Annotated in this window: 22 protein-coding genes and 1 pseudogene; 15 read left to right on the top strand and 8 right to left on the bottom strand. The window is 62.9% G+C overall.

What is annotated here, in order from left to right:
- Positions 1-31: 31 nt before the first annotated feature.
- The gene (locus BDD21_RS27060) at positions 32-814 is read left to right on the top strand and encodes an Lcl C-terminal domain-containing protein (RefSeq protein WP_170164978.1); all 783 of its coding nucleotides are present in this window, start codon (positions 32-34) and stop codon (positions 812-814) included.
- Between the two features lie 1,382 nt (positions 815-2,196).
- Here the strand turns inward: BDD21_RS27060 and BDD21_RS27055 are convergent.
- A complete protein-coding gene (locus BDD21_RS27055) occupies positions 2,197-3,186 on the bottom strand; it encodes a tyrosine-type recombinase/integrase (protein WP_120800293.1) in 990 nt (329 codons plus the stop codon).
- 442 nt (positions 3,187-3,628) lie between these two features.
- Between BDD21_RS27055 and BDD21_RS27645 the strand changes: the two genes are divergently transcribed.
- A complete protein-coding gene (locus tag BDD21_RS27645; protein ID WP_147431253.1) occupies positions 3,629-4,063 on the top strand; it encodes a hypothetical protein in 435 nt (144 codons plus the stop codon).
- Positions 4,064-4,175: 112 nt separating this feature from the next.
- Here the strand turns inward: BDD21_RS27645 and BDD21_RS27050 are convergent.
- Positions 4,176-4,316, bottom strand: a pseudogene (locus BDD21_RS27050) (NAD(+)--dinitrogen-reductase ADP-D-ribosyltransferase); the annotation flags it as partial.
- A 458-nt stretch (positions 4,317-4,774) separates the two neighbouring features.
- Here BDD21_RS27050 and BDD21_RS28165 point away from each other — a divergent pair.
- Positions 4,775-5,233: a hypothetical protein gene (locus BDD21_RS28165; RefSeq protein ID WP_170164977.1), complete on the top strand. Its 459-nt coding sequence runs from the start codon at positions 4,775-4,777 to the stop codon at positions 5,231-5,233.
- Between the two features lie 92 nt (positions 5,234-5,325).
- Here BDD21_RS28165 and BDD21_RS27040 read toward each other — a convergent pair whose 3' ends face one another.
- Together BDD21_RS27040 and BDD21_RS27035 are read right to left on the bottom strand one after the other, a co-directional pair.
- Positions 5,326-5,616: a type II toxin-antitoxin system RelE/ParE family toxin gene (locus BDD21_RS27040; protein ID WP_120800292.1), complete on the bottom strand. Its 291-nt coding sequence runs from the start codon at positions 5,614-5,616 to the stop codon at positions 5,326-5,328.
- On the bottom strand, positions 5,609-5,860 hold the full coding sequence (locus BDD21_RS27035; RefSeq protein WP_120800291.1) for a type II toxin-antitoxin system ParD family antitoxin: 252 nt from the start codon (positions 5,858-5,860) through the stop codon (positions 5,609-5,611). The genes BDD21_RS27040 and BDD21_RS27035 overlap by 8 nt, the downstream gene beginning before the upstream one ends.
- A 297-nt stretch (positions 5,861-6,157) precedes the next feature.
- On the opposite strand from BDD21_RS27035, the gene BDD21_RS27030 reads away from it, so the two are divergent.
- The 11 genes from BDD21_RS27030 (at position 6,158) to BDD21_RS26985 (ending at position 14,280) form a co-directional block, all read left to right on the top strand.
- Positions 6,158-7,349, top strand: a protein-coding gene (locus BDD21_RS27030) for an IS3 family transposase (RefSeq protein ID WP_120800290.1) whose coding sequence is annotated in 2 segments (ribosomal slippage) — positions 6,158-6,420 and positions 6,419-7,349 — 1,194 coding nt in all. Because the reading frame shifts where the segments join, the coding sequence is not laid out codon by codon here.
- A 163-nt stretch (positions 7,350-7,512) separates the two neighbouring features.
- Complete coding sequence (trfA, locus tag BDD21_RS27025) at positions 7,513-8,412, top strand: plasmid replication initiator TrfA (RefSeq protein ID WP_120800289.1); 900 nt, start codon at positions 7,513-7,515, stop codon at positions 8,410-8,412.
- Positions 8,413-9,326: 914 nt separating this feature from the next.
- Entirely contained in the window at positions 9,327-9,875 is a 549-nt protein-coding gene (locus BDD21_RS27020; RefSeq protein ID WP_245970043.1) for a queuine tRNA-ribosyltransferase family protein, read from the top strand.
- A gap of 97 nt (positions 9,876-9,972) precedes the next feature.
- Complete coding sequence (locus BDD21_RS27015; protein ID WP_170164975.1) at positions 9,973-10,815, top strand: DEAD/DEAH box helicase; 843 nt, start codon at positions 9,973-9,975, stop codon at positions 10,813-10,815.
- A 1,033-nt stretch (positions 10,816-11,848) separates the two neighbouring features.
- Complete coding sequence (locus tag BDD21_RS27010) at positions 11,849-12,322, top strand: hypothetical protein (protein ID WP_245970042.1); 474 nt, start codon at positions 11,849-11,851, stop codon at positions 12,320-12,322.
- 31 nt (positions 12,323-12,353) lie between these two features.
- Positions 12,354-12,587 (top strand): hypothetical protein, encoded by a 234-nt coding sequence (locus BDD21_RS27005; protein WP_120800286.1) that lies wholly within the window; start codon positions 12,354-12,356, stop codon positions 12,585-12,587.
- The gene (locus tag BDD21_RS27000) at positions 12,575-12,784 is read left to right on the top strand and encodes a PIN domain-containing protein (protein WP_120800285.1); all 210 of its coding nucleotides are present in this window, start codon (positions 12,575-12,577) and stop codon (positions 12,782-12,784) included. Before BDD21_RS27005 ends, BDD21_RS27000 begins: the two co-directional genes overlap by 13 nt.
- 275 nt (positions 12,785-13,059) lie before the next feature.
- Complete coding sequence (locus tag BDD21_RS26995) at positions 13,060-13,299, top strand: PIN domain-containing protein (protein ID WP_120800284.1); 240 nt, start codon at positions 13,060-13,062, stop codon at positions 13,297-13,299.
- A 140-nt stretch (positions 13,300-13,439) separates the two neighbouring features.
- Positions 13,440-13,640 carry a DUF2283 domain-containing protein gene (locus BDD21_RS26990; RefSeq protein ID WP_120800283.1) on the top strand — a complete coding sequence of 67 codons (201 nt, stop codon included), beginning with the start codon at positions 13,440-13,442 and terminating at the stop codon, positions 13,638-13,640.
- 5 nt (positions 13,641-13,645) lie between these two features.
- Positions 13,646-13,834 carry a phospholipase D-like domain-containing protein gene (locus tag BDD21_RS28965; RefSeq protein WP_245970041.1) on the top strand — a complete coding sequence of 63 codons (189 nt, stop codon included), beginning with the start codon at positions 13,646-13,648 and terminating at the stop codon, positions 13,832-13,834.
- Positions 13,777-14,280, top strand: a complete 504-nt coding sequence (locus BDD21_RS26985; protein ID WP_245970040.1) for a phospholipase D-like domain-containing protein — start codon at positions 13,777-13,779, stop codon at positions 14,278-14,280. The genes BDD21_RS28965 and BDD21_RS26985 overlap by 58 nt, the downstream gene beginning before the upstream one ends.
- Before the next feature lie 319 nt (positions 14,281-14,599).
- Here the strand turns inward: BDD21_RS26985 and prfH are convergent, their stop codons facing one another.
- From prfH to BDD21_RS28160, 4 genes are all read right to left on the bottom strand, one after another.
- Positions 14,600-15,235, bottom strand: a complete 636-nt coding sequence (prfH, locus tag BDD21_RS26980; RefSeq protein ID WP_120800282.1) for a peptide chain release factor H — start codon at positions 15,233-15,235, stop codon at positions 14,600-14,602.
- Positions 15,232-16,386, bottom strand: coding sequence for an RNA ligase RtcB family protein (locus tag BDD21_RS26975; RefSeq protein WP_120800281.1), 1,155 nt, complete (start codon positions 16,384-16,386; stop codon positions 15,232-15,234). The genes prfH and BDD21_RS26975 overlap by 4 nt, the downstream gene beginning before the upstream one ends.
- 254 nt (positions 16,387-16,640) lie before the next feature.
- The gene (locus BDD21_RS26970) at positions 16,641-16,901 is read right to left on the bottom strand and encodes a LexA family protein (RefSeq protein WP_120800280.1); all 261 of its coding nucleotides are present in this window, start codon (positions 16,899-16,901) and stop codon (positions 16,641-16,643) included.
- Between the two features lie 7 nt (positions 16,902-16,908).
- Complete coding sequence (locus BDD21_RS28160; RefSeq protein ID WP_170164974.1) at positions 16,909-17,073, bottom strand: hypothetical protein; 165 nt, start codon at positions 17,071-17,073, stop codon at positions 16,909-16,911.
- Positions 17,074-17,503: 430 nt separating this feature from the next.
- Here BDD21_RS28160 and BDD21_RS26960 point away from each other — a divergent pair, with 430 nt between their 5' ends.
- Positions 17,504-22,681, top strand: coding sequence for a RecQ family ATP-dependent DNA helicase (locus tag BDD21_RS26960; protein ID WP_120800278.1), 5,178 nt, complete (start codon positions 17,504-17,506; stop codon positions 22,679-22,681).
- Positions 22,682-22,737 lie beyond the last annotated feature (56 nt).

The following is a 22,737-nucleotide window of genomic DNA, read 5'->3' as shown; positions in this document are numbered from 1 at the left end:
CACGGATCGCGAACACAACAGGGGGTTGGAGATGGGATACATCAACCAAGCGAGGATAATTGGGTTCGTGGCAGCGGTGCTGCTGCTGGGGGCTGGGCCGGTCAAGGCCGCGTTGACGATGCAGGCGAATGGCACGGTTTACGACAGCGTGCAAGACATCAGCTGGGATCAGGACGGCAACGCCGTCAAGACGCTGTGCGATGCGAACGACCCGATCTGGCAGGCGTTCGACCCCTCGGCGGTTGTCAACGGCTCGGGTCGCGCAAAGACCGATATTTGTGACCGGGACGACGGCCGTCTGGACTGGTTCGAGGCCGAGGCCTGGGTGGCGCACCTGAACGCTCAGGTCTACAAGGGCATTACCAACTGGCGGCAATGGACAGTGACGCAGCCCGACCCAACTTGTAGCTTCCACAGCAGCTATACAAGCTATGGCTATCGCTGCACCGGCAGCGAGATGGGGCACCTGTTCTACGCGGCCGCCCCCGACGGTTTGGAAAACCCCAGCATGCTGGACTTTAGCTGTCCTCAAACCTGTCTCATGAACACAGGTCAGTTTGAAAACTTTCGCCCTTCCGTGTACTGGTCTAGTACAGAGTACGCGAATGGGCCAGCCTTGGCGTGGTCTTTTTTTGCCAGCTTCGGCTACCAGAAGGACATCCTCAAGGGCGACCAGGGGTACATCTGGGCGGTTCGCCCCGGACAAGTCGAGCCCCCGCCGGGCCAGCCGGAGCCGATTCCGGCGGTCGGGGCTTGGGGCTTGGGCCTGCTGGGCCTGCTGCTGATGGTGCTGGCGCGGGCTCGACTTCGGTGATTGGGTGCTTTGGCTGATTCGGCCCTTTAGATGTGGGTGCAGGGGGGAGTCTTCCCCCTGCTCGCGCGAAGCGCGATCTCCTTTGGCTGGTGAGGTTCCGTGGCGCGCTCCGGGCATCTGCCGATCTACAAACAGGCGTGGACTTCGCTTTTTACTTCGGAAAGTCGGTGGTTGGCTTCTCGCGCTACAACAAGCACGCTTGGCACCGAGCTTCCCAACGAGAGCTTGGAGATCCGTCCCTCAGATCATCCGCGCCAACGCGGAGCGCGATAAGGAGACTAATCTGTTGGGCCTGCGCGCTCTCGCAATGTCTGCTCCGGGTTGCATTGGTGAGCATGGCCAAGCAATCTGATGGCTCGATGTTCACGATGATTGAGGGGCGCCCCGATTCCAGGTGGCAGGTATCACCTCGATGGGGCTCCGCTTAAACCCCGCACTCGCCGTGAGGCAGCCCGGCTAGGCTTGTTAAACCTGCCCCGGCGTCGATCGCTTGGTTTGCCTCCAAGGCGTCCAGGTAAGGCTTCGCCGTCGGCCGTCGTCGGCCTACGCCCATGCCCTCTCTCCAGTCATTCGATGCCAATGCGCTTGCACGGCGCGTACTTTCGGAACCGACCCAAGAATTTCGCCACACAAAGCGAGGTAAACCCGTTCACCTTCGCTGAGGACAGCCCTGTTTTAGCCCACAAGCACTTGTTTTGTAGAGAATCGCATTTTTCGGCACGAAGTTTTTAGTCGCGCTCAGCAATGGACTTTCGAAAGTCCATCACGGAGCGCGATTACCTCATATATTCAACAGCTCAGCTTTGCAGCCATCATCTTTCGTGAACAGCATTCCGACCAGGAGCATCATTTTCGGTGGCCACACTCAGCATTGGCGCCGTTGTTGTTCGGAGGGCCGATGTCCGTTGTGGGTCGGGAACGGCCTGCTGCCGCAGTCGGAATTGCAGAGCGCCACTGTGCGAAACCGCCTGCGGGAGATCGCCGCGAAACGTCCGCTTTCTGGAAGCTCTTCCGAATCGTTGCTTCGGCGGTCAGTGACGGCATAGCGTCCGAAGCGGTCGCCGAAGACGAGGTGCCAAGAGGCAGATCCGGGTCGCGGTGACTTGTCACTTCAGAAGCAGACCGGACTTTCCGCTACCCGCGTCAGTAGCGCGACTGACCGCTCCAGGCCAAGGCGGATGATCAACACCTCAGATGGACTCAGATGCTGAATCTACGCGGAAATGGCGGCTGGTGACACGACTGCTTGTTCTACCCCATCTTCTGCTTGCGCGCGAAGCGCTCGAACCAAGCATTCTTGAAGATCCGCATGTGGCCCCGATCCACGCTTTTACATCACACTAAGTATGACACCATAACGTCGACTGCGCGAGGTCCTCGAGTCAGATGCCGATGCGCTCGACCTCATCGAGGGAGACGGCATCGCTGCGCCGGTCATAGAGCCGCGTAGTCTTGGGATCCGAGTGGGCGGCCATGCGCTGCGCGTGCTCGAGCTTCGCCTCGGGGTTCTCGAGATAGGCCGTGATGCCGGTGCCCCGGAAGGTGTGATTGCAGATGCCGGCCGCGTCGATCCCGGCCTCGCGCGTCCGGCGCTTGACCATCGCCCAGGCGCGTTGCCGGTCGAGGCGGGTGGAGCCGAGCGTCTTCGTCTTGCGGTCCACGGTACGGAAGAGGGGGCCGCCCGCGTCCTCGCCGATGCTTGCCGCCTCGATGTACTCCCGCAGCCAGTCCTTGAGGTTGTGCTGGCACGGCATCTCGTGACGCTTGCCGCCTTTCTCGTGCAGCCGGACCCAGAGGGCGTCCTGTCGAGGAAAGACATCCTTCACGTTCATGCCGACGGCGGCGGAGACGCGGGCGAAGGTATAGACCATGAGACCGATGAGCGCGCGATCGCGCAGGCCGACGAGCGTGTCGGTCGGGATCGCGCGGATCAGCTGCCGGGTCTCCGCGGGCGAGAGGATCGGCGTCTTGCCGACGGCGCAGGAGAATTTCGGTCCCCGGACGAAGGACGCCGGGTTGATGCTCAGGACCTGGCCCATCACCAGCCAGTCGCAGAAATGCCGCAGTGCGGCGAGCTGCTGCTTGACGCTTTGCGCCTCGTAGTCACGCATCTTGAGCTCGACCCAGGCGGCGACGTGCACCGGCTCGATGTCGAGGAGCTCGCCGACGCCGACGGACTCGGCCCAGTCGAGGAAGTCGCGCACCGCCCGCAGATACGCCTCGCGCGTGTTGCGGTTTCTGATCTGCGCGGCGAAGAACTCCAGGAAGCGTTTTTCGGCCTGACCGCCGGCGCGCACGATCAGCGCCGGCATCCCCGAGGCACCGCCCGCACGTTCCAAAACCCCGGATGTCGCCCTCGTCAGCTCGCCCATGTCCCCGCCCTCCTCAGTAGTACATAACCTCCTTTATGTACTACTAATGCCGCGTCCGCCACAAAACTTCAATCTGCTGTAGATTGAGCGAGGAGCCAAAGCGGCGGATGAAGGCCGCGGTTAATGTCTAACCACAGCGAGACGACAGTCCGGAAGTAGCTGACAATTTAGGGGTTCAGCCCTTACCTAGGTTTCTGTTCCGTTCCACCCGAGACCGAGTCCGCCGTAATACCCATGGCTTATAGCGAATTCGTCAAATAACTGAAATCGAATAAGGTTTTACTAATATTAGCGGTATTTTATGCTTTTTTAAGTAGACATGACGCTTTCCGTAGCCTACTTTTACGTAGCCATCTTGATGTCTAGCAGACATCGCAAGGATATGCATGCCGGCAGCCAGCATCCCTAAATGTGAAACTACCATGCTAGAGGGTTACATCCAATGAATATAATTGCTTGTTCCAGTAGAAACTCTGGTTTAAAGTTAGCATTGCTTCCATTAATAATGACGGCTTTTTTAATATCCCCTATAAGCGCGAACGCCGAAGATGTATCATTTAGCAAAGTAGTTGACCAACAGTCGGGTAAAAAAACAGACCTTGAGAAGCGAAAGACATCAGGTAATGTTTGCGAAGACGTTGATTTTGGTTGGTATATTAAGCAATATAGCTGCAAAGCCGATACGCATGGTAATCATGGCGATAATTTATCCTGCACCCCCGAGGATGCTTTAAAACAAACGACCGCTGATGGTAAAGAGCTTGTCACTCGAGCATGTTGCAATGGGAGTGCCGAAATAAAAAAAGGTCCCGGTGGAATCGGTAAGACGGCTCGTTTCCGATGTGTTCTTGAAGGTGTAAAGACAAATCAACTGTAGAGTGCGAATAACCTGTAAGGGTAAATCGTGAGAGTGAAGAGCGATACGATCTACCCTTATAGGTGAGCATTAAGGTTTGCACACCGGATCGACTGGACGGTAGTGTGAATAAATAGCTGTTGAGATTGTTGAGAAGCACCCGGTAGCGACCGCGACCGAGGGTCTCGTGCTCGTCCATGCGGTTGATGCCGCGGTAGAGGCTGAGGTGGGTCTCCTCGGGGAGGGCCTGGAGCAGCTCGTACTGACAATATGATGGCCCCGCCGCTGGCTCATCACTTGATTTCGCATCCTACCCAGATGCGCTCCCGACTGACCGTAACGCGCCGCTGACTATGATCAGGTCCGGCAGCAGCATGGGAACCAGCGTCGGAATCACCCACATAGGTATCAGTTCGCCGTCCTGGACTCCGAAAGCCCGGATCGCCCAGGGCAGCGAAGCCAAGGACATGGAGATACGGCGCCACCATCAGCCGCCAATATCGGGGCCTAGGATAAACGGCCTGGACTGAAGACGACAGCTGCAACGACCTTCAGTCTGGTCAGACCGAGACCGACCAGGGCCTCGATCTACAAAGCGTCGCGTCAGCCGACGGGGCGAAAGCCATTCCAAAAACGACCGTTTTTGAGACGGACGCGGACCGTGTTCGCCGGCCTCGCCGCGGCCAGCAGCTGCGCATGCAGCTCCCGGGTCCGACCGGGAGCCAGATGGCCATGGAGAAAGGCGCGGATCTCGGTCGGGCAAACGTTGATCGTGGGCTGGAGACCCGTTCAACCGATTTCACCCTTCCCGAGGGCTTCAAGCGTCTCATCCATGAGTTCGCTCACGGCGCCCAAGCATTCGGCAACGGCGTCGGGGACATCGCCCTGATGAAGGAGGTTACGAACGAGTATCAGGCTTCGCTGCATCTGTGCGAGGTTGCGGACGGATTCCCAGCTCATGGCCTCGTCGATGTGGAACAGCGCGCTCTCCCAGCCCTCGAAGCCCGGGTGCTCGGCCACTTCTTCACGGAGGCACTGCCACGCACCCTGAAGATCGGACAGGATGGTTTTCTCGTAGAAGGTCGGCTCGGTATCGAATCCCATCTTCTCGGTCGGCTGTTTGCAGATAATCCGGGCTGGTTCGGATGTTTGCAGGCTGTTGGCAAAGGGCGTGAGCTTATCGGCAACTAATGTGGGCACGAGCCCCCGGATATGGCAGTTAATCTGGGCTGAAATCTGCAATGTTTGCAGGCTGGGCGCCCGATGTTTGCAGGTCGCTACACCTATAAATGCGAGTCCGGGTCCATCCGCACATGCAGTACCCGCACGATCCGGACGACCGACGGCGTCACGAGGTAGAAGACCACGTGTTGGTTAATCCGCAGCGAGCGGTATCCCGCTCTCAGATCATCCCGAGACTTTCCCAGCTCCGGATGTTCCTTGAGCCGGGCGATCCCCGCGTCGATCTCGGCAAGGTACCTGTCCGCCTGTGCTTCGCCCCATTCGGTGAAGCTGTAGCGCCAGATGCCTTTCAGGTCTTCTCTGGCACGCGGGCGTTTGACGATCTCATGCATCCAGCCCCGCGTCTTTCCGCGCCTCGCGTTTGATCTCTTCTATGTCGAGCGGTGAATCTTCGCCGCTTTCTTCGCCTTCGATCAGAGCTTGGCGAAGTGCTTCGAGTTTCTGTTCCCGTTCTTCGAGCAGACGCAGGCTCGCGCGGATCACCTCGCTTGCCGAGCCATAGCGACCGTTTTTGACCTGCTGGGAGATGAATCCCTCGAAGTGGTCGCCCAAGGAAATACTGGTATTTTTGGACATGTGAAAACCTTTAGTCGCATCACCAATAAATACCATATTTTGGTATTACTTGAAAGATCAAGAAGCTTCTCCGAGCGTGTCCTTGAGGCGCTGCGTGATCCGCATGTCGGGGTAGCACAAGCCCAAGGTGGCCGTCTCAGCGCTGGTGAACAGAGCGGCCCAATCTTCGGCGCCGCTACTACAACACAAGGGGTCGTCCTCTTACTTCGCCGTTTCTGGATGGCGCACCGATTGAGGTTCCCCCGAAATTTAGTCTTCCAAGGGTGACGTAGACTGTCTGTCACACTGGAGACGATGATGCAGAAGATTCCGAAGCAAGAGTACACCGCCGAGTTCAAGGAACAGGCGGTGAAGCGGATCAAGGACGGCAAGAGCGTGAGCGCGGTAGCCAAGGAGATGGGGCTGGTCGAGCAGACCCTGCGCAACTGGGTGAAGGCGTTCGATGTCGGCACGCTCAACGGTGCGGGCGCAGCGAAGGTCACGCCGGAGGCGATGGATCTGTCGCGTCTGCGCGCGGAGAACGCGCGGCTCAAGCGCGAGGTCGACATCTTAAAAAAGCGACGGCGTACTTCGCGCGGGATGCGCTGTGAAGTACGCCTGGATCGCTGCACACCGCGACGGCTTAGCCCTGAACGAGCTCTGCGCTGTCTTGGATGTCAGTGTCGGCGGCTACCGGGCCTGGCAGGGTGGCGGCATACCGGATCGCCAAGGGCTGACGGATGCACAGGTGCTTGCACAGGTGCTGGCCCTGATCCGATCCATCCATGCCGAGCTCAAGGGGGCCTACGGCAGCCCGCGGATGGTGCATGAGCTACGTGCACGGGGCTTCTCGGCGAGCAAGACACGGGTGGAGCGCCTGATGCGCGAGCACGGCATCCGGGGGCGCCACAAGCGTCGCTACAAGGCCACGACCGACTCCAAGCACGGCCTGCCGGTGGTCGAGAACCTGCTCGCCCGCGACTTCTCCCCGAGCGGCCCGAATCAGGTCTGGAGCGCCGACATCACCTACCTGTGGACGGATGAAGGCTGGCTCTACTTGGCCATCGTCCCGGACCTGTTCAACCGCGAGGTCGTGGGCTGGTCGCTGAAGCCGCGCATGACGGCCGAGCTGGTCACCGACGCGCTGACCATGGGTTGGTTTCGACGCAAGCCGGCCCCGGGGCTGATCCACCATTCCGATCGGGGGAGCCAGTACGCAAGCCATGCCTTCCAGGCGACGCTGGCGCAGTACGGCATGGTCTGCTCGATGAGCCGCAAGGGGAACTGCCGGGACAACGCCCCGACCGAGAGTTGGTTCAACAGCTTCAAGAACGAGCGCGTCTTCGGGGAGCGCTTCGCCACCCGCGACGCCATGAAGGCCACCGCCTTCGAGTACATCGAGGTGTTCTACAACCGCAAGCGTCTGCATTCCACCCTCGGTTACACTTCACCGATGCAGTTTCCGAAGGACTGGATCGACACTCGGGAGGAAGAAAAACAGGTCGCATGAACCCCTGCCCTTGGAAGACGAAAAACCGAGGGAACCTCGATGATCGAGGCGTATCTGGCGTAGGTCAGCGACCCCTGCCTGAAGGCAGGAGCTTGCGTAAGAACGAGATGGCATTTTAGAGGGATCGCATGACAAGTGACACGTTGGTAGTTGCGCGCAGGCCCTGGCGGATAAGGCGCAGGATAAGGCGCGTGCGAAGAAGATCGGCGAGCTGGCCGAGCAATACGCCGCCGGCCAGTTGACGCTGTGGCCAGAGAGCGAGCGCGGCATCCCCAACGAGTTGGTGCGTTGCGCGGTCTTCGCGGCAAAAAACAGAAAAGAGCCGCGCGCGATGTTTCGCGCCACCGCCCCGCTGGTCGTGCCGGTGATCGGGGGCGGGGAGGTGCGATACACCGGGGAGGAGTTGCGTCAGGACGACGAGAGCGTGTGGATAGAGTTAGTCCACATGGCCAAGGAATCGCGCTCTCCGATAGTAACCTTCACGCCCACCAACCTGACCAGGTCGCTCCAATGGACCGACAGCGGTAAGAGTTACGCACGCCTGCTGACGACGCTCCGGAGGCTGCATTCGGCGTCATTGGAGGTCTACAGCGCCCGACTGGGGCGCGGCGTGAGCACCGGTTTGATTGTCGACTATGCGTTCAGTGATAAGGGCGATGGCAAGCCGTGGTCGGTAACCGTTTTTCGGCCAGAGAGCGAACTGTTGTTTCTGTTCGACAAACTCTATAGCAGGGTGAATCGCGACGCGCGACGCGCGCTCCCGGAAGGGCTCGCGACCTGGCTGCTTGGCTTTCTTTCGTCGCACCGCGAGCCGTTCGCCCACAAGATCGAGACCCTGGCCATCGGTGCTGGCTTAACGCTGGATGTCCCAAACAACGGGGAACTGAGCGAGGCCGAGTTCACCGCGAAGCGCAAGGCCCGAGCCCGCGAGGTCAAGCGGATGTTCAAGAACGCCCTGAACGAACTGGAGCGTGTAGGCTTTCTGGCGGGTTTCCAGATTACGCCCGGCGGGGTGGTGAAGGTTGTTCGCGCCAATGAAAACAGGGAAGAAAGAAACCCTTGATCCACGCCGGCGACGTTCTTTGACCCACGCCGCCGTTCCTTTTTTTGCGTTTTGGCGTTCGGATTTTTGCGTGCCGGCGTTCGGATTTTTGCAGCGCGGAAGCATTGTTCACTCGTTTTTCAATCGGTTACCTTCGAGAAAAGGTCATCGGCTCACCGGTGGCGATTTTTGACCCACGCTCCAACGTTCTTTGACCCACGCTTTTACGGACGAGCACCTCAGCGAACGTTCTTTGACCCACGCTCAACGTTCTTTGACCCACGCCAGTAACGTTCTTTGACCCACGCTACCACGTTCTTTGACCCACGCGACCTTTTCGCAACGACCTGATTTTTATCGGTTTTTAGGCGATTTCCGGACTTGCTAACCTCTTTAACCTTTTTTCTTTAACCTCTTTTTTAACCTTTTATTGGGCGACCCCCGCGCGCGTTGACTTCGTCTGACTTGGCGAGAGACTGGACGAGATCGCGACACACCGCAGCGCTCCTTCCAGTCACCCACCCAAAGGCGCCGATCCATGAACGAGCTCTCCACCTGCACGCCAGGCATGCAGCACCACGACTTCTGGCCCGTCCTCACCCTGGATGGCCGCACGATCGATCGGATGCTGCTGCCGTTCCTCACCCGCCTGGGTGTGGCTGGCGTGATGATGAGCATGCACTACGCCAGCCTGATGGATCGCCGCGCCTTGCCGAACCTCCCGGTCTTCGTGGACTCGGGCGGCTTTGCCTTGCTGGCGCGCCAAGGGCGGATCGAGCGCAACGCCGCGACTTGGGATCTGGTCCTCCCCGCCACGCAAACAGGGGGCGAGGAGGATCGGCTAAACGCCGCCGCGGTGCTGGACTTCTCAGTCCACCTTCGATCGGGGCGCCACCCTGGACGCTCCCATCCCGCCTGGACTGGACCGCGCACAGGTGCGCCAACGCCTGGAGGCCACAATCACCAATGCCGCCTGGGCCAGCGCACAACCGCGGCGTGCGTCGTTCGCCCTGTACGCCAGCGTGCAAGGCGACACCGTGGAGGATTACCGACAGTGCGCCAGGGAGATGGATCGGATGGCGGTTGACGGCATGGCGGTCGGCGGACTGGTGCCGCGGGTCAAGCGCGACCCTCGGCTCGTCATCGACATCCTGGATGGGATCCGTGCCGTGACGGAAAAGCCGCTGCATCTGTTCGGGATGGGCCAGCCCAGCCTGATCCAGACCCTGCGCGAGCATGGCGCCAACAGTTTCGACAGCTCCTCGCCCATGCGCGCCGCCGCCTCGGGGATCACCTGGGGCGGGGCGACCCTTCCCGACGCCGCACCGCTGGAGCGTCTGCGCGCAACGCTGAGCAACATCGCGAGCATCACCGGCGCGACCGTCCCGGCCGCACCGCTGGCGTCATCGGCACGCGCACCGCTGCCTCGTGCGTCCGCCACCAAGAAAGGGAGGGCGCCGGCGCGCCGGGCGGCGCGCGGTTGACGGCATGAGGATCGGCGAGAGAATCGCTTTGAACGCCGGCACCGCAGCAGGGCCCACGCCGGCACCTCGAACCGCACTCCTAGAAAGGGAAGAACCCATGATCACACTGCGCCCCGAACAAGCCGACATCCTCGATCGCGGATTGATGTGGGGTGGACCGGCGTTGGTTTGGAGCAGCCCCACCGGCTCGGGCAAGACCTGGCTGGCGCGCTTCGCCCTGCGCAAGGCGCTCGATCAGGTACTGCGCGCCGTGATGGTCGTTCCGCTGCGCGCGATCGCCACCGAGGTCTCGACCCAGTTGCGCAGCGATCCGCTCTTTGCCGGGGTGAAGATCGCGCGCCTGACCGGGGAGTTGGCCGAGGACGATGGCGCGGCCCCGCTGCCGGCGGGCGCCAGCGAGCTGCTCATCGCGACCTACGAGAAGATGGACTCGATGCTGCGCCGCCCGTCGGCGCACTTCATGCTCTTGGCGACGATCGGGGCCCTGGTCGTGGATGAGGCGCACCTGCTCGGTGAGTCGCGCCGGGGGGCGTTGCTGGAGGGCGCGCTGACACGCCTGCGGGCGATCAACCCGATGGTTCAGCTCGTGCTGATCTCCGCAACGCTGGGCAACGGCCCGGAGCTGGCCAGTTGGCTCGGCGGGATCTTCCACCAAACCCACGAGCGTCCCTGCCCGCTGACTTGGGAGACGGCGCGCTTTCGCAAGGCCAGCGAGAAGACACAGATGGCCGCTCAGGCGTGCCTGGAGACCGTCGCGGACGCAGGACAGGCTGCAGTCACGCAAGCGCGCAGAGGAGCTGGCGCTGGCCTTGCGCACGACCTATGGCCTGGCAGCGGACCATCACCATGCCGGACTGACCCGCGCCCAACGCGAAGCGGTCGAGGGCGGGTTCCGGGCCGGGACCCTCACCGTGATCTGCGCGACCCCGACGCGCGATGAGCCGCCCGGTTGCTATTGAAATTCGCCGGAGCAAGCGCCCCCTGCTCCCGCGCAAACACCCCCTCGCTTCATTCCGGTTTCAATAGCCACTCTCATACGTCGTCTGGCGGCCCTTGAATACGCCATGCGGGCCGCACCAATACGCCAAGCCCTGGCCGACCCGAGAAAAACGGTCTCGAGAGTTGCACAACGCGACCGGGGCTCGCGGAAAACGGTCTCGAGAGTTGCACAACGCGGCCGGGGCTCGCGGAAAACGGTCTCGAGAGTTGCACAACGCGGCCGGGGCTCGCGGAAAACGGTCTCGAGAGTTGCACAACGCGAGCCGGTCGGAGGCACGCTCGACGCTATATGGACCGATGGTCATCGCGGTCCATATAGCGCGCGAAACGGAGGGGTGCGGTCCATATAGATAGATTAGGGACTGTTACCCTCGCGGTCCATATAGACCGCGTTTGCGCGTGCGCTCGCAACGGCGCGACGGCCCCCCGGGGCCTGCCCGGCGGCGCCCGCGCCGACCTCCGGCACGGGCGCCGCGCCGCCCGGCCGAATGAACGTTGCGAGCGCCGAAATGATAGATGCGCGCATCCCCTATACGCATCCGCCCGCCGGCGTGCCGGCGCACGGACCGTCCACGCATTCGTATTTTCATTCATCGCCGGCAATGCGCCGAGCCTCTATTCAATAACGAGGCAAGCGCTGCCGTCGGCGTCGCATTCGAGGCTTGCGCATCCCATGCGCGCTATGCGAATATCGCCTCAAGCTGTAGATCAGCGACCGCGCGTCGCCGACGCGCTCCCCAGACCGCCACGGTGCGCGGCAGCCCCGCCTGACGGATCGCTCTATCCGTGCGCGCCGGCCTTCAACGACTCGGACCTGCAGATGGCCGGCTACGCGGCGGCGCTGAAGGTCTTGACCGGCTACACCAGTCTCGGCGGCGAGGATGTGACCGCCTTTGCCCTGCGTCCGCGCAGCAAGGGCGAGACCACGGTGGTCGACGAGTATTGTCGAGCAGGCGGCCGAGACCGCCGACGGTTTGCCCGTTCCCGAAAGACTCGAGCGCAAGACCTGGCAGGCGATCAGCGGCATCCAGCGTTTCTATCTGCGCATGCTCGACATGGAGACCTCCGGGGCGTCCAAGCTCGACAACGATCAGAGTTTCGCCAAGGCGTTTCGGGTCGACGACGATGCGGCGATGATGGCGAGCACCAACCCCAACGCGGGGCGGCTCAAAGCCGTCACCGAGTTCGAGCCGCGCGATCTCACCGACCGCACCGAGCTGGGCGCCACCCCACTCGCGGCCCTGTTCATCGCCATCCGGGAGTTCCTGGCCGACAAGGACCCCGAGATCGTCATGGCCAATCTGCGCGACGCGATCCCGGATGATCTGCACCGCCGCCCGCTGCTGATCGACATGACCGCCTTCATTGCCGCCAAGGCCCGCGGACTCGGGATCCGCCGCGCCGCGGAGGCCATCGCCAAGCCGATGCGCAATCAGCGGTTGCAGTAGACGCCGCTCACTACCCGCCCGGAGGACGCAAATGCACGCAATCGAGCTTGAAGCAACCGTCGAACATCATTCGATCCGTCTGCCGGAGACCATACCGGACGGTACCCACCTGCGCGTGCTGTTGCTGATGGATGATCCACCTCGCCCCGCCGATGACGGCGGTGATCTGAAGGGCCTGTTGGCGGGCTTGACGGAGGGTCTCACGGCCGAAGATCTGCACCGCGCTCGGGACTTCGGTCGGGGTGATCCGGAATGGGCTTCCTGATCGATACCAATATCCTGTCGGAAGTGCAGAAAGGCGCCCGTGCCGATCCCGGCGTGCGCGCCTGGTATGACGCGGCGGATCCACGCGAGCTCTATCTCTCGGTGTTGGTGCTCGGTGAAGTGCGCCAAGGCATCGATCGCCTGCGTCGCCCGCTACGCGCCATGGAGAGCGAAGCGAAGGCGCGTAGTCCCGGGTAGGCGTGGGCACGAGCGTGTTGCCGCAGTAGCGAAGGGGCGGGGGTCCCGGAGCCGCGGAGGCAATATGCTGAGCGCATCCCATACGCCGTCAAGCCATTTGAGGGCGCTGTCGTGTCAGGCGCACCAACGGGGAGTCGGGCACGGCTGCGACCGCAGGGCGAACCCGGGCACAAAAGGCCGTCGCCAAGGACCGAGTCCTCGCGGCAGCAGGATGCCCCCGCGAAGTATCACGAGGGACACGCGACTCTCCGGGTGATCCCGTTCAAGCCGGGCGATTGGAGCAACGGCTTGCCTCGGTCAAAGAAGGCTTTGCCGATCGCATCCTGTCCGTTTCAACCGAAGTGGCGGAGCGTTGGGGTCGTAACAATGTCCCGGATGCACTGCCGGTAATCGATGGCCTGTTGGCTGCCACCGCGCAGGAGTTCGGATTGACCTTGGTGACGCGAAATGTGCGGGATGTCGAGCGCAGTGGGGTGTTGCTGCTGAATCCGTTCTCCGACGCGGCATCGCCTTGACCGACGTGTAAACGAGATCCCACGGATGTATCTTCCATCATGTCACGATCCGATAATCTCGTCTGTGCGGCCGTGGCGACGGATCAGGCCATCATCATCAAGACCGTCACGGTCAACTGGACACGCCGGGAGGAAGGTTCATGAAGATCGTCTACTACGAAGAGGACGACACCCTGTTCATCGAGTTCTCGAAGGATCCCATCGTGCGTGACGAGACCCTGAGCTGGAACGTGAACATCGGCTACTCGGCGGCCGGTATCGGCGAGATGACCATCCTGGATGCACAGAAAAGCGGGTTTTACCCGTTGCAGATCGAGCGGGTGATCTCCGAAGCCGCCTGAGTGTCGTGATCAACCGCTGCTCCTCGCGCACGCATCGTCTCGACCGGAGCTTTCTGGCCAAGCAACTCCAAGGCGCGCGCAGTTTCCGGCGCATTGCCGGCCACTTCACCAGCTCGCTGTTCGGGATCGTCCATCAATGGCTGGAGTCGGTGGCGAACGTGCGCATCGTCTGCAACGTCGATCCGAGGATCTGAAGGTCGCGCAACTGCGCGAGGCGCGCATGCCGGGACGCTGGAACGAGCGCTCGATCGAGGCCGAATCGCTGCTCAACCGCGAGCGTTATCGGCGTCTCGATGCCTTTCTGGCCCGGCGCGGCCAAGTGATCCGGGTTGCACCCGACAGCCTCTGCGGCTTTCTGCACGGCAAAGCCGGCATGATCGAACGGGCCGACGGGCGCAAGGTCGGCTTCATCGGCTCGATGAACGAGACCCGACACGGTTGGCAGAAGCACTACGAGATCCTCCAGGAGGACGATACGCCCGAGGACGTGGCCTGGATCGAGGCCGAGTCGAGCGCTTGTGGAACGCGGCGAGGCCGCTGCCCGAGGCGGTCTGCCAGGAGGTTCGCCGGCGCGGGCGACGCTTCGAGGACGAGCTCGGCGAGATCACGACCGAGGAGACCCTCACCCCGGCGGCGCTGATCGAGTCCCCGCGGTACCGCGAGGCATGTCGCTGCAACCCTGGCAGCAGGTTTCGTCACCGAGTGTCTGCGACACTCCAACGACCACAGGGAAGGGGAGCGGTGGCTCAATGCTGTTGTCGCGAGGGGATAAGCAACGCCGGCGGCTCACTGGATATCTGGATGTCTGGACAACCTCAAGTCATGGGCGCCGGCCGAATAAAGGTTCGGATTGGCATCAGTCGAGCCTCCTCACTTCGTACCCTGAAGACGCACATGCTCATCAGCATATCGTGGGTTCTCCATCACGCGGGTGACCGGTGATGAGCAGCGCGGCTGGATCAGTGAATGCGACACCATGCTTGACCGCGATAGATCCGCACTGCGTTGCCGCGCTCAAGCTGGGTGTGCTGCCGCCAGCGCTGGTTCTCGGCGGCGCGCGTCTTATCATCGGAGCGTTCGGCGAGCAGGGCCATAAGCCGAGCGAGCGCGAGTCGGCGGTTGAGGTGCTGCGAGCGCTCTTCCCGAGCCAGCACATTGATCCCGGTTGGCACATGGGTGATGCGCACTGCACTCTCGGTGCGGTTGACGTGCTGGCCTCCGGGACCGGAGGCGCGCAAGGTTTCGATGCGCAGATCCCGCTCGTTGCAAGCGTCGGGATCGGGCTCTTCAAAGGCTGCGACGCTGACAAACCAATTCTGCCGTTTGTGGTGTGGTCGATAGGGACTGGTGCCGATCCACTGAATAGTGCCAAGCCAGGTGCGGACGGACGTCACGGCGTCCGGGCCATTGATCCGCAATAGGATGGAGCGCGCCGTACCGCCATGTTCGCCGGGCGTGCGGGCGATCTCCTCCACGGAGAGCCCCCGGTCCTCCAAGTCGCGGCTCAGGAGCGGCGCCAAACGCCCCACTACCCATTCACATTCGGCCGGACAGCGCCCGGCGGAGATTTGCAGCCATAGGGTCGCGGCGCTCATGATCGGCGATGCTCCTGCTTGCGCATGCCCGGTTGCCGATGGGCCGGGCGGCGCACCTTGTAGGTCAGCAGCGGGCGCAGGGCAGCAATGATCGTGCAGAGACCGGCCGCGACCAGATCCCCGACAACTCTCTCGATCCCCTTGTAGTTCTCCGGGGCCTCGTCATAGAGGAGTTCCTTGTCCTCGCAGATCACACGTCCGCCGAGTGCGGTCTTGATCAGATCCTCGGGGCGTTGTCGGCCGCTCAGCCGGCCGCGCGCCTCGCCGCGTTTCCATTTGCGCCCGGCGCCGTGGGCCAGCGAGTACAGGCTCTGTTTACAATCGACGCAAGGCTTGACCAGATAGGACAGAGTGCCCCGTGAACCGGGAATCACCAACGCTCCACGATCGGACGGAGCGGCACCCTTGCGATGCAGCCACAACCGCTCGCCTTGCCAATCCATCGGCTGGACCAGGTTGTGCCAGACATCGAGCCGGCGCGCGCCGTCCGCGTTCAGGGCATCCAGAATCCGCCGTGCGATGAGGGCGCGATTGGCTTCGGCCCAACGCAGGGCCTGCTCGTGTTGGCGCAGATAGTCCAGGGATTCCGGGGTTTCCGGATCCAAACCAGCATGCCCCTTGGCGGCGATCAACGCATGCAGGATGGCCTCGCCGAGTCCGCGCGAGCCACTGTGGACCAGGAGCAGCGCCTGATCAGGATCGATCCCCAGCGTCAGTAATGCTGGCGGGTCCAACACCGATTCGATGCATTGCATCTCCGCGAAGTGATTGCCACCGCCGATGGTGCCGAGGGCGGTATCAAAGGCGGTCGGCTCAAGGGCGAAGTCAGCACGCCAGTCGGCCAGCGCGCCTTCCCATGGATCTTCGAGTCCCTGCAAACGCTCGGCGGCCCGTTCCGGCTTGAACTTACGCACCAACAGATCCGTCTGCCAGAGCGTCATGCCGCAGCCGATGTCGTTGCCGACCAGCGCAGGGTAGATCAGGTCACTGAGAAAGGCTGCGCCGATAGGATAGCCATTACCGGGATGCAGATCGGGTAGCCCGACGGCCTGACGCATCCCCGGAAGCTGTGCGGTCTGTTCCAGTTGGCGAAGCGCTTCGCCCTCGATCCAGCTCTCGGCGGACGCGATGAGGTGGTAGGGATGGTTCATCGGCAGCTTGGCGTATCATTATAGTTGAAGCTGTCGCGAGGTGATTGGAAGGTTGGTGACTGTCACCGAACCTCGTATCACCCTGCTGATGCCTGTCGCCGCGACTCCAAGGCCGAGGGGTAGGTTTTGGCCAACTCCAGGCTGGCTATCGGCATACGTAGGTCGATGCCGTACATTTACCCCACCTCTCGGCAGAAGTCGCAATTCTAAACGAAACCAAGAGTTTGATGTTCGGGTCACGACCCGCCACTTTCTCAAGCCCTCGCAGCATACGGCCGCACAAGGCGCGGAATCTCCTCGGGGTCGACCATGAGCAGGATGGAGCGCGCCTTCCCCGGCGTGCGGCTGATCAACCCCTTCTCCGAGAGCGTGACGAGCATCTGATGGATGGTAGAGGGTGACGTCCCGAAGAAGCGCTGCAGATCGGCCTCAGCCGGGGGTTGATCGAACATCACGGAGTAGTTGTAGATGAAGGCCAGGTATTGGCCCTGCTTTTCGGTGAACGGCTCGGCCATATCGCCCCTACCGCAGACGAGTGCCCGCCAGGGATGCGCGGTCGATCGACCAGCGCGCCGTCCCCGTCGGGCAACAGCGTTGATCTTCCGGCTTCGGCATGGTCGTCGTCAGCTCGATGCGGTCCGACAGGAACGCGACGTCGCGCGGCTCCATCCCGTAGACATCAAGCACGCGCCCGGTCAGACGATTGTCCGCCCCCGAACGACTGAAATGACCCATTTCGATCGTGACGTTGCCGGCCGCCCCTTGGATCTCCCGGTACAGGATACCGATCGCCTCGGTCGCCCGCGCCGGAGTCGTGCTGTCAGGAAGCCAAGAAGGAGAGAATGTGCCGCCCTGCCACGTCGCGTCGCGTCGCGTCGCGTTGCGTCCGACGGGATACGGTCATCATTCGCCACCCCGAAGTGGTCGAGCACTTCGGCGAGGATCGGCTGCTACGCTGAACCAACGAAGACCTCCGCCGAGGTTCAACCAAAACCGTTCGATGGGGTCGCGTAAAACCAAGCCGCGTGTGCTTGAACGGGTCGCTGCAACCATGAGTCGGGTATATTACCCTCAGTCATGACGTCGGTTCCCCTGATCGACCCACCACGCGACGAGGATGTCCGCAGCCCCTGATCGTCCACCCGTCGCCTGTCTGTGCCTCGACATCGAGACGGCCAAGCAGGATGCGCTCTGTCTGCGCGAGATCGGGCTCTACCGCCCTGATCTGGACGCCCGTGCGCGGATCTCGGCTCGGGCGCCCGATTTGGTGTCGCGTGTCGACGCGCTCACCGAGGGCGCGGGCTTCGCGTTGGGCCACAACATCGTTGCCTTCGATGGACCGACGCTCGCCGTGTTGCACCCCGGCCTGGCCCTGCATCGGCTGCCGCTGATCGACACGCTTGAGTTCTCGCCGATCGCCTTCCCGCAGAACCCGTATCACCGTCTGGTCAAAGACTACCGTCTCTGTACAACCACGCGGAACGATCCGGTACGCGATGCCGAGATGGCCTACCGGTTGTTCCTCGACCAATGGGAGATCTTTCGAACACGCACGGTCGAGCACCCGGATGAGATGTTGTGCCTGCATTTCCTCCTGGCTCCGCAGAACGGCATCGGTGTGGCGAGTTTCTTTGCCACCCTGCGCCGTGCCCTGCGTCCCTCGCTCGAAGAGGCAGCTGCGGCCTGGTCGCGGGCCACCGCCGGCAAGGTCTGCATCACGGGGCTTCGGCGGATCATCGAGCAGTGGTTGCCCGATCCGCAGTGGCATAAGCCGTTGGCCTATACCCTGGCTTGGCTGCGGGTGGCGGGCGGTAACTCGGTGCTGCCGCCCTGGGTGAAGCTGAGCTTTCCCAAGACCGGGGAAGCCATCGCCGCGCTGCGCGACGTACCCTGTACCGATCCGGCCTGCGCCTGGTGCCGCGAACAGCACGATCTGGAGCGGATGCTCCCGCACTATTTCCCTGGCATCACCGAGTTCAGGCCATCGCCCGCAACACCCGACGGACGCTCGTTGCAGCGGGCGATCGTGGAGAACGGCTTTGCCGGACGCTCAACCCTGGCCATTCTGCCCACCGGCGGGGGCAAATCGCTGTGCTTCCAGTTGCCGGCACTGGCGCGCTACTACCGCACCGGCAGCCTCACGGTGGTGATCTCGCCGCTGCAATCGCTGATGAAGGATCAGGTGGACAACCTGGAGGCGCGAGGCGTGACCTGCGCGGGCTATCTCAACAGCCTGCTCACTCCGCTCGAGCGTCAGGCGATGCTGGAGAAACTGCGCCTCGGCGACCTGGGGCTGATCTTCGTCGCCCCCGAGCAGTTTCGCGGCACCGCCTTCGGCAACGCCCTGCAGCACCGCGAGATCGGCGCCTGGGTCTTCGACGAGGCGCACTGTCTGTCCAAGTGGGGGCATGACTTCCGACCGGACTATCTCTACGTCTCGCGCTTTATCCAGCGGCGCCGCAAAGCGCTTCCCGAGCCGGTGTTCTGTTTCACGGCCACAGCCAAACCCGATGTGGTCCAGGATATTCGGACGCACTTCGAGCAGCGGCTCGGCCTGGCGATCGAGCTGATCGAAGGCGGTGTCAGCCGCGGAAACCTGATCTACGAGGTGCGAGCCGTCCCGGCACAGGTGAAGTACGGCGAGGTTCTGTCGCTGTTGCGCGAGACCTTGCGCGAGGAGGGTGGGGCGATCGTGTTCTGTGCCCGCCAGAAGACGGTCGAGGAAGTCGCCGCATTCCTCAAACAGGCCGGCCTGGAGTGCGGCTATTTCCACGGCGGCATGCCGCCGGGCGACAAGCGCGCGGTCCAGGAAGCCTTCATCGGCGGCACGCTGCGGGTCATCGCCGCGACCAATGCCTTCGGGATGGGTGTGGACAAGCCCGACGTGCGTCTGGTGATCCATCTGGATACGCCCGGATCACTGGAGAACTACTTACAGGAAGCCGGCCGGGCCGGGCGTGATCAGGCGCCGGCGCGGTGTGTTCTGCTCTATGACGAAGCGGATCTCGATGTGCAGTTCCGCCTGCTGCGAAACTCGCGCCTGACTCAGCACGACATCCACTCCATCTTAAAGGCCCTGCGCGTCATCGAGCGCAAGGATCGCAGCGAGGGGGAGGTGGTGGTCACCAGCGGAGAGATCCTCCTGGAGATCCCCGAGCAGCACCGCATCGACCCGGACGCCAAGGATGCCGAGACCAAGGTCCGCATCGCAGTGGCCTGGCTGGAGGAGGCACGTCTGCTGGAGCGCCACGAGAATCATACCCGCGTCTTTCCGGGCAGCCTGTTGGTCGGGAGCTTGGACGAGGCACGCGTCGCGCTGCGTAAGAAGCTCGGACCCACGGCCGACATCGATCCCTATCTGGCCGTTCTCGCGGAACTGCTTGCCGCGGACGACGACGAAAGCCGCTCGACCGACGATCTGATGCGCGCCACCGGCAAAGACTCGCGCACGCTGCAAGCCATGCTGCGCGAGCTGGACCAATGGCAGCTGCTGTCCAACGAGACCGAGATCGGTGTCACCCTGTACCGCGACCCCGATACCGCCGAGCGGCTGGCGGAGCTGACACGGATCGAGGCGGCGCTCCTCGGGCACCTGCGCGAAGCGGCGCCGGACGCCGATACGGAAAGCTGGCAGCTCCTGAATGTGCGCCGACTCTGCGACACCCTACGGCGCGATACCGGCGTGGAGATCGATCCGCATCGCCTGTCGCGTCTGCTCAAGTCCTATGCCGAACCGTTCGGTGAAGGCGTCGAACATCGGGGCTTTTTTGCGCTGCGCCCTGCCGGAATGGATAACCGCGCCATCAAAGTCCTGCGTTCTTGGCGCGACATCGCGCACATCGGTGAGCGGCGTCTGCGCGTGGCGCACGCCCTGGTGGCCATATTCCTCGCGGCACGACAGGGCAACAACCTGCTCGTCGTCCTCAAGCTCGGGGAGCTGGAACGCACGTTGCGCGCCGACCTGACACTCCAGGATCTGGAGATCCAACGCTGGAACACAGCCCTCTCCGCGGCACTGCTTTACCTCGATGCCAATGAGGTGCTGCATCTGGCGCGAGGCAAGGCAGTGTTTCGTGCAGCGATGCGCATCGAACTGAACCCCGAAGCGCGACGACGCCAGTTCAAGAAGTCCGACTATGCCGAGCTGGCCCTGCACTACAAGGACAAAATCGTTCAGGTCCACGTCATGGCCGAGTACGCCAAGCTCGCACTCGGCAAGGTTCAGGCGGCGATGCGATTCATCGTCGACTATTTCAGACTCGATCGCGACGAGCTCATCCGGCGCTACTTCGCCGGCCGCCAAGAATTGCTCGAGAACGCCACCACCGAGGAGGCACATCGACGCATCCTCATCGACCTGCGCAATCCCGACCAACAGGCCATTGTCGCGGCACCCCTCGAAGGCAATCACCTGGTCCTGGCAGGGCCCGGCTCGGGCAAGACCCGGGTGATCGTGCATCGGGTCGCCTGGTTGTTGCGCGAATGCATGGTGCTGCCGCAGACCATCATGGTCCTGGCCTACAACCGCTCGGCTGCCGCCGAGATCCGGCACCGCCTATGGGCACTGGCCGGTCCGGATGCCGCCGGCGTTACCGTGCAGACCCTGCACGGGCTGGCGATGCGCCTCACCGGCACCAGCTATGCCGTGGCGATCGAACGGGGCGATACACTGGATTTCGGGGCCGTGATTCGCCAGGCCACCGCCGACCTGAACCGGAGCGATGAGGGTAACGGAATCGGCGCGTCCGTTGCGCGCGATCGCATGCTCGCCGGACTGCGCTTCCTGCTCGTGGACGAGTACCAGGATATCAACGGCGACCACTACGAGCTGATCAGCGCCCTTGCCGGCCGCACCCTGCAGGCCGAGGAAGACCGCCTGTCGCTGCTCGTGGTGGGCGACGACGACCAGAACATCTACGCCTTCGACGGCGCAAGCGTGCGCTACATCCGCCGGTTCGAGGAGGACTATCAAGCGCGACGCTACCAGCTGATCGAGAACTACCGATCAACTGCTCACATCGTCCACTGTGCCAACCGGATCATCGCGCGTTCACGCGACCGCATGAAGGCAGGACAGGAGATCCGCATCGACCATGCCCGCCGCGAGCAGCCCGAGGGCGGCGACAATGCCGCATGCGATCCGGTCGCCGAAGGCCGGGTGCATGTCCTCGAAGTGCCCCGCGACGCGCGCTTGGAAGCTCAGTTGGCCCTCGCCGAGATCCAACGCCTGCACGCTCTCGCGCATGCCGGCGGGGCAGGGCAGTGGGGCCGCTTCGCCGTCATCGCACGGCGCTGGGGCGATTTGGAGCCGTTGGCCGCGCTGTGTCGCCGCCGGCGCATCCCCGTCCGCGTGCTGCGGGATCAGCATCAACCCAATCTGCATGTGACGCGCGAAGGCCGTGCGCTGCTCGATCTGCTGCGCGGACAGCGTCGCCGCAACCCGCACACGCGTCTACTGCTGCGCACCGGTGTGCTGTCGCGCTGGTTTCGTCGCCGCTACGGCATCCCGGTCGACGGCCTGATCGAACACCCGTTTCAAGCTGCACTGGCCCGCTTTATTTCAGACACCGAGGGCGCGGTCTCCGCCGGCGAGCAGGTGATCGGCGATCTGGTGGAGTCTATCTACGAGATCGGGACAGGCATCAAGGCGCTCGCACAGGGCGGCGCCAATGGCCCGCTGGTGCTGATGACGGCACACCGGGCCAAGGGGCTGGAGTTCGATCATGTCCTGATCCTCGACAGCGGGGGCTGGCAATCCGGCAGCGACGACGAGCGCCGCCTCTTCTACGTGGCGATGACCCGAGCACGCAAGACGCTGACCCTGTGCGAGGAGCATGGTGGTAAGCACCCCTTCATCGCCGCTACCGACGGGCTGACACTGCGCTCGCGAGCGGCCCGACCCGAGCCCGAGCCGGGCCTGGGGAACCGAACGCTGATCGCCGCCCCGGAGAAGATCGTGCTGTCCTGGCCGGGCTACTTCCCGGCGGGTGCCCAGCTGCATCGCGCACTGGCTGCGCTCGACGTCGGCAGCGAGCTCGTACTGCGCGAGCGCGCCGACGGCAAAGCCGGATGGGAGATCGCCGACACGCAAGGGTTTGCCGTGACGCGCATGTCCTCGAAGTTCCGGCCCCCGGTCGGACGGATCGTCGCGGTCCGCGTCGCGGCAATCCTGGTCCGTGACGCCAAGGCCGAGGAGCAACAGAACGTGCGCTGCGCACGCTGGGAGTTGGTGTTGCCGGAGATTGAGTATGAGCCGGACCCACACTCGGTTTCATCGAGCCGCATTCCGGCATAACGGCTTAGCGTGTACACTTCGAGATCGGGGGTACGACTGCCCCCAACTGCGCACAT

The organism is Thiocapsa rosea (genome assembly GCF_003634315.1).
Classification (GTDB): domain Bacteria; phylum Pseudomonadota; class Gammaproteobacteria; order Chromatiales; family Chromatiaceae; genus Thiocapsa; species Thiocapsa rosea.
Note: the sequence above shows the minus strand (reverse complement) of the source record. Positions and strands in the feature narration are given on the sequence as shown.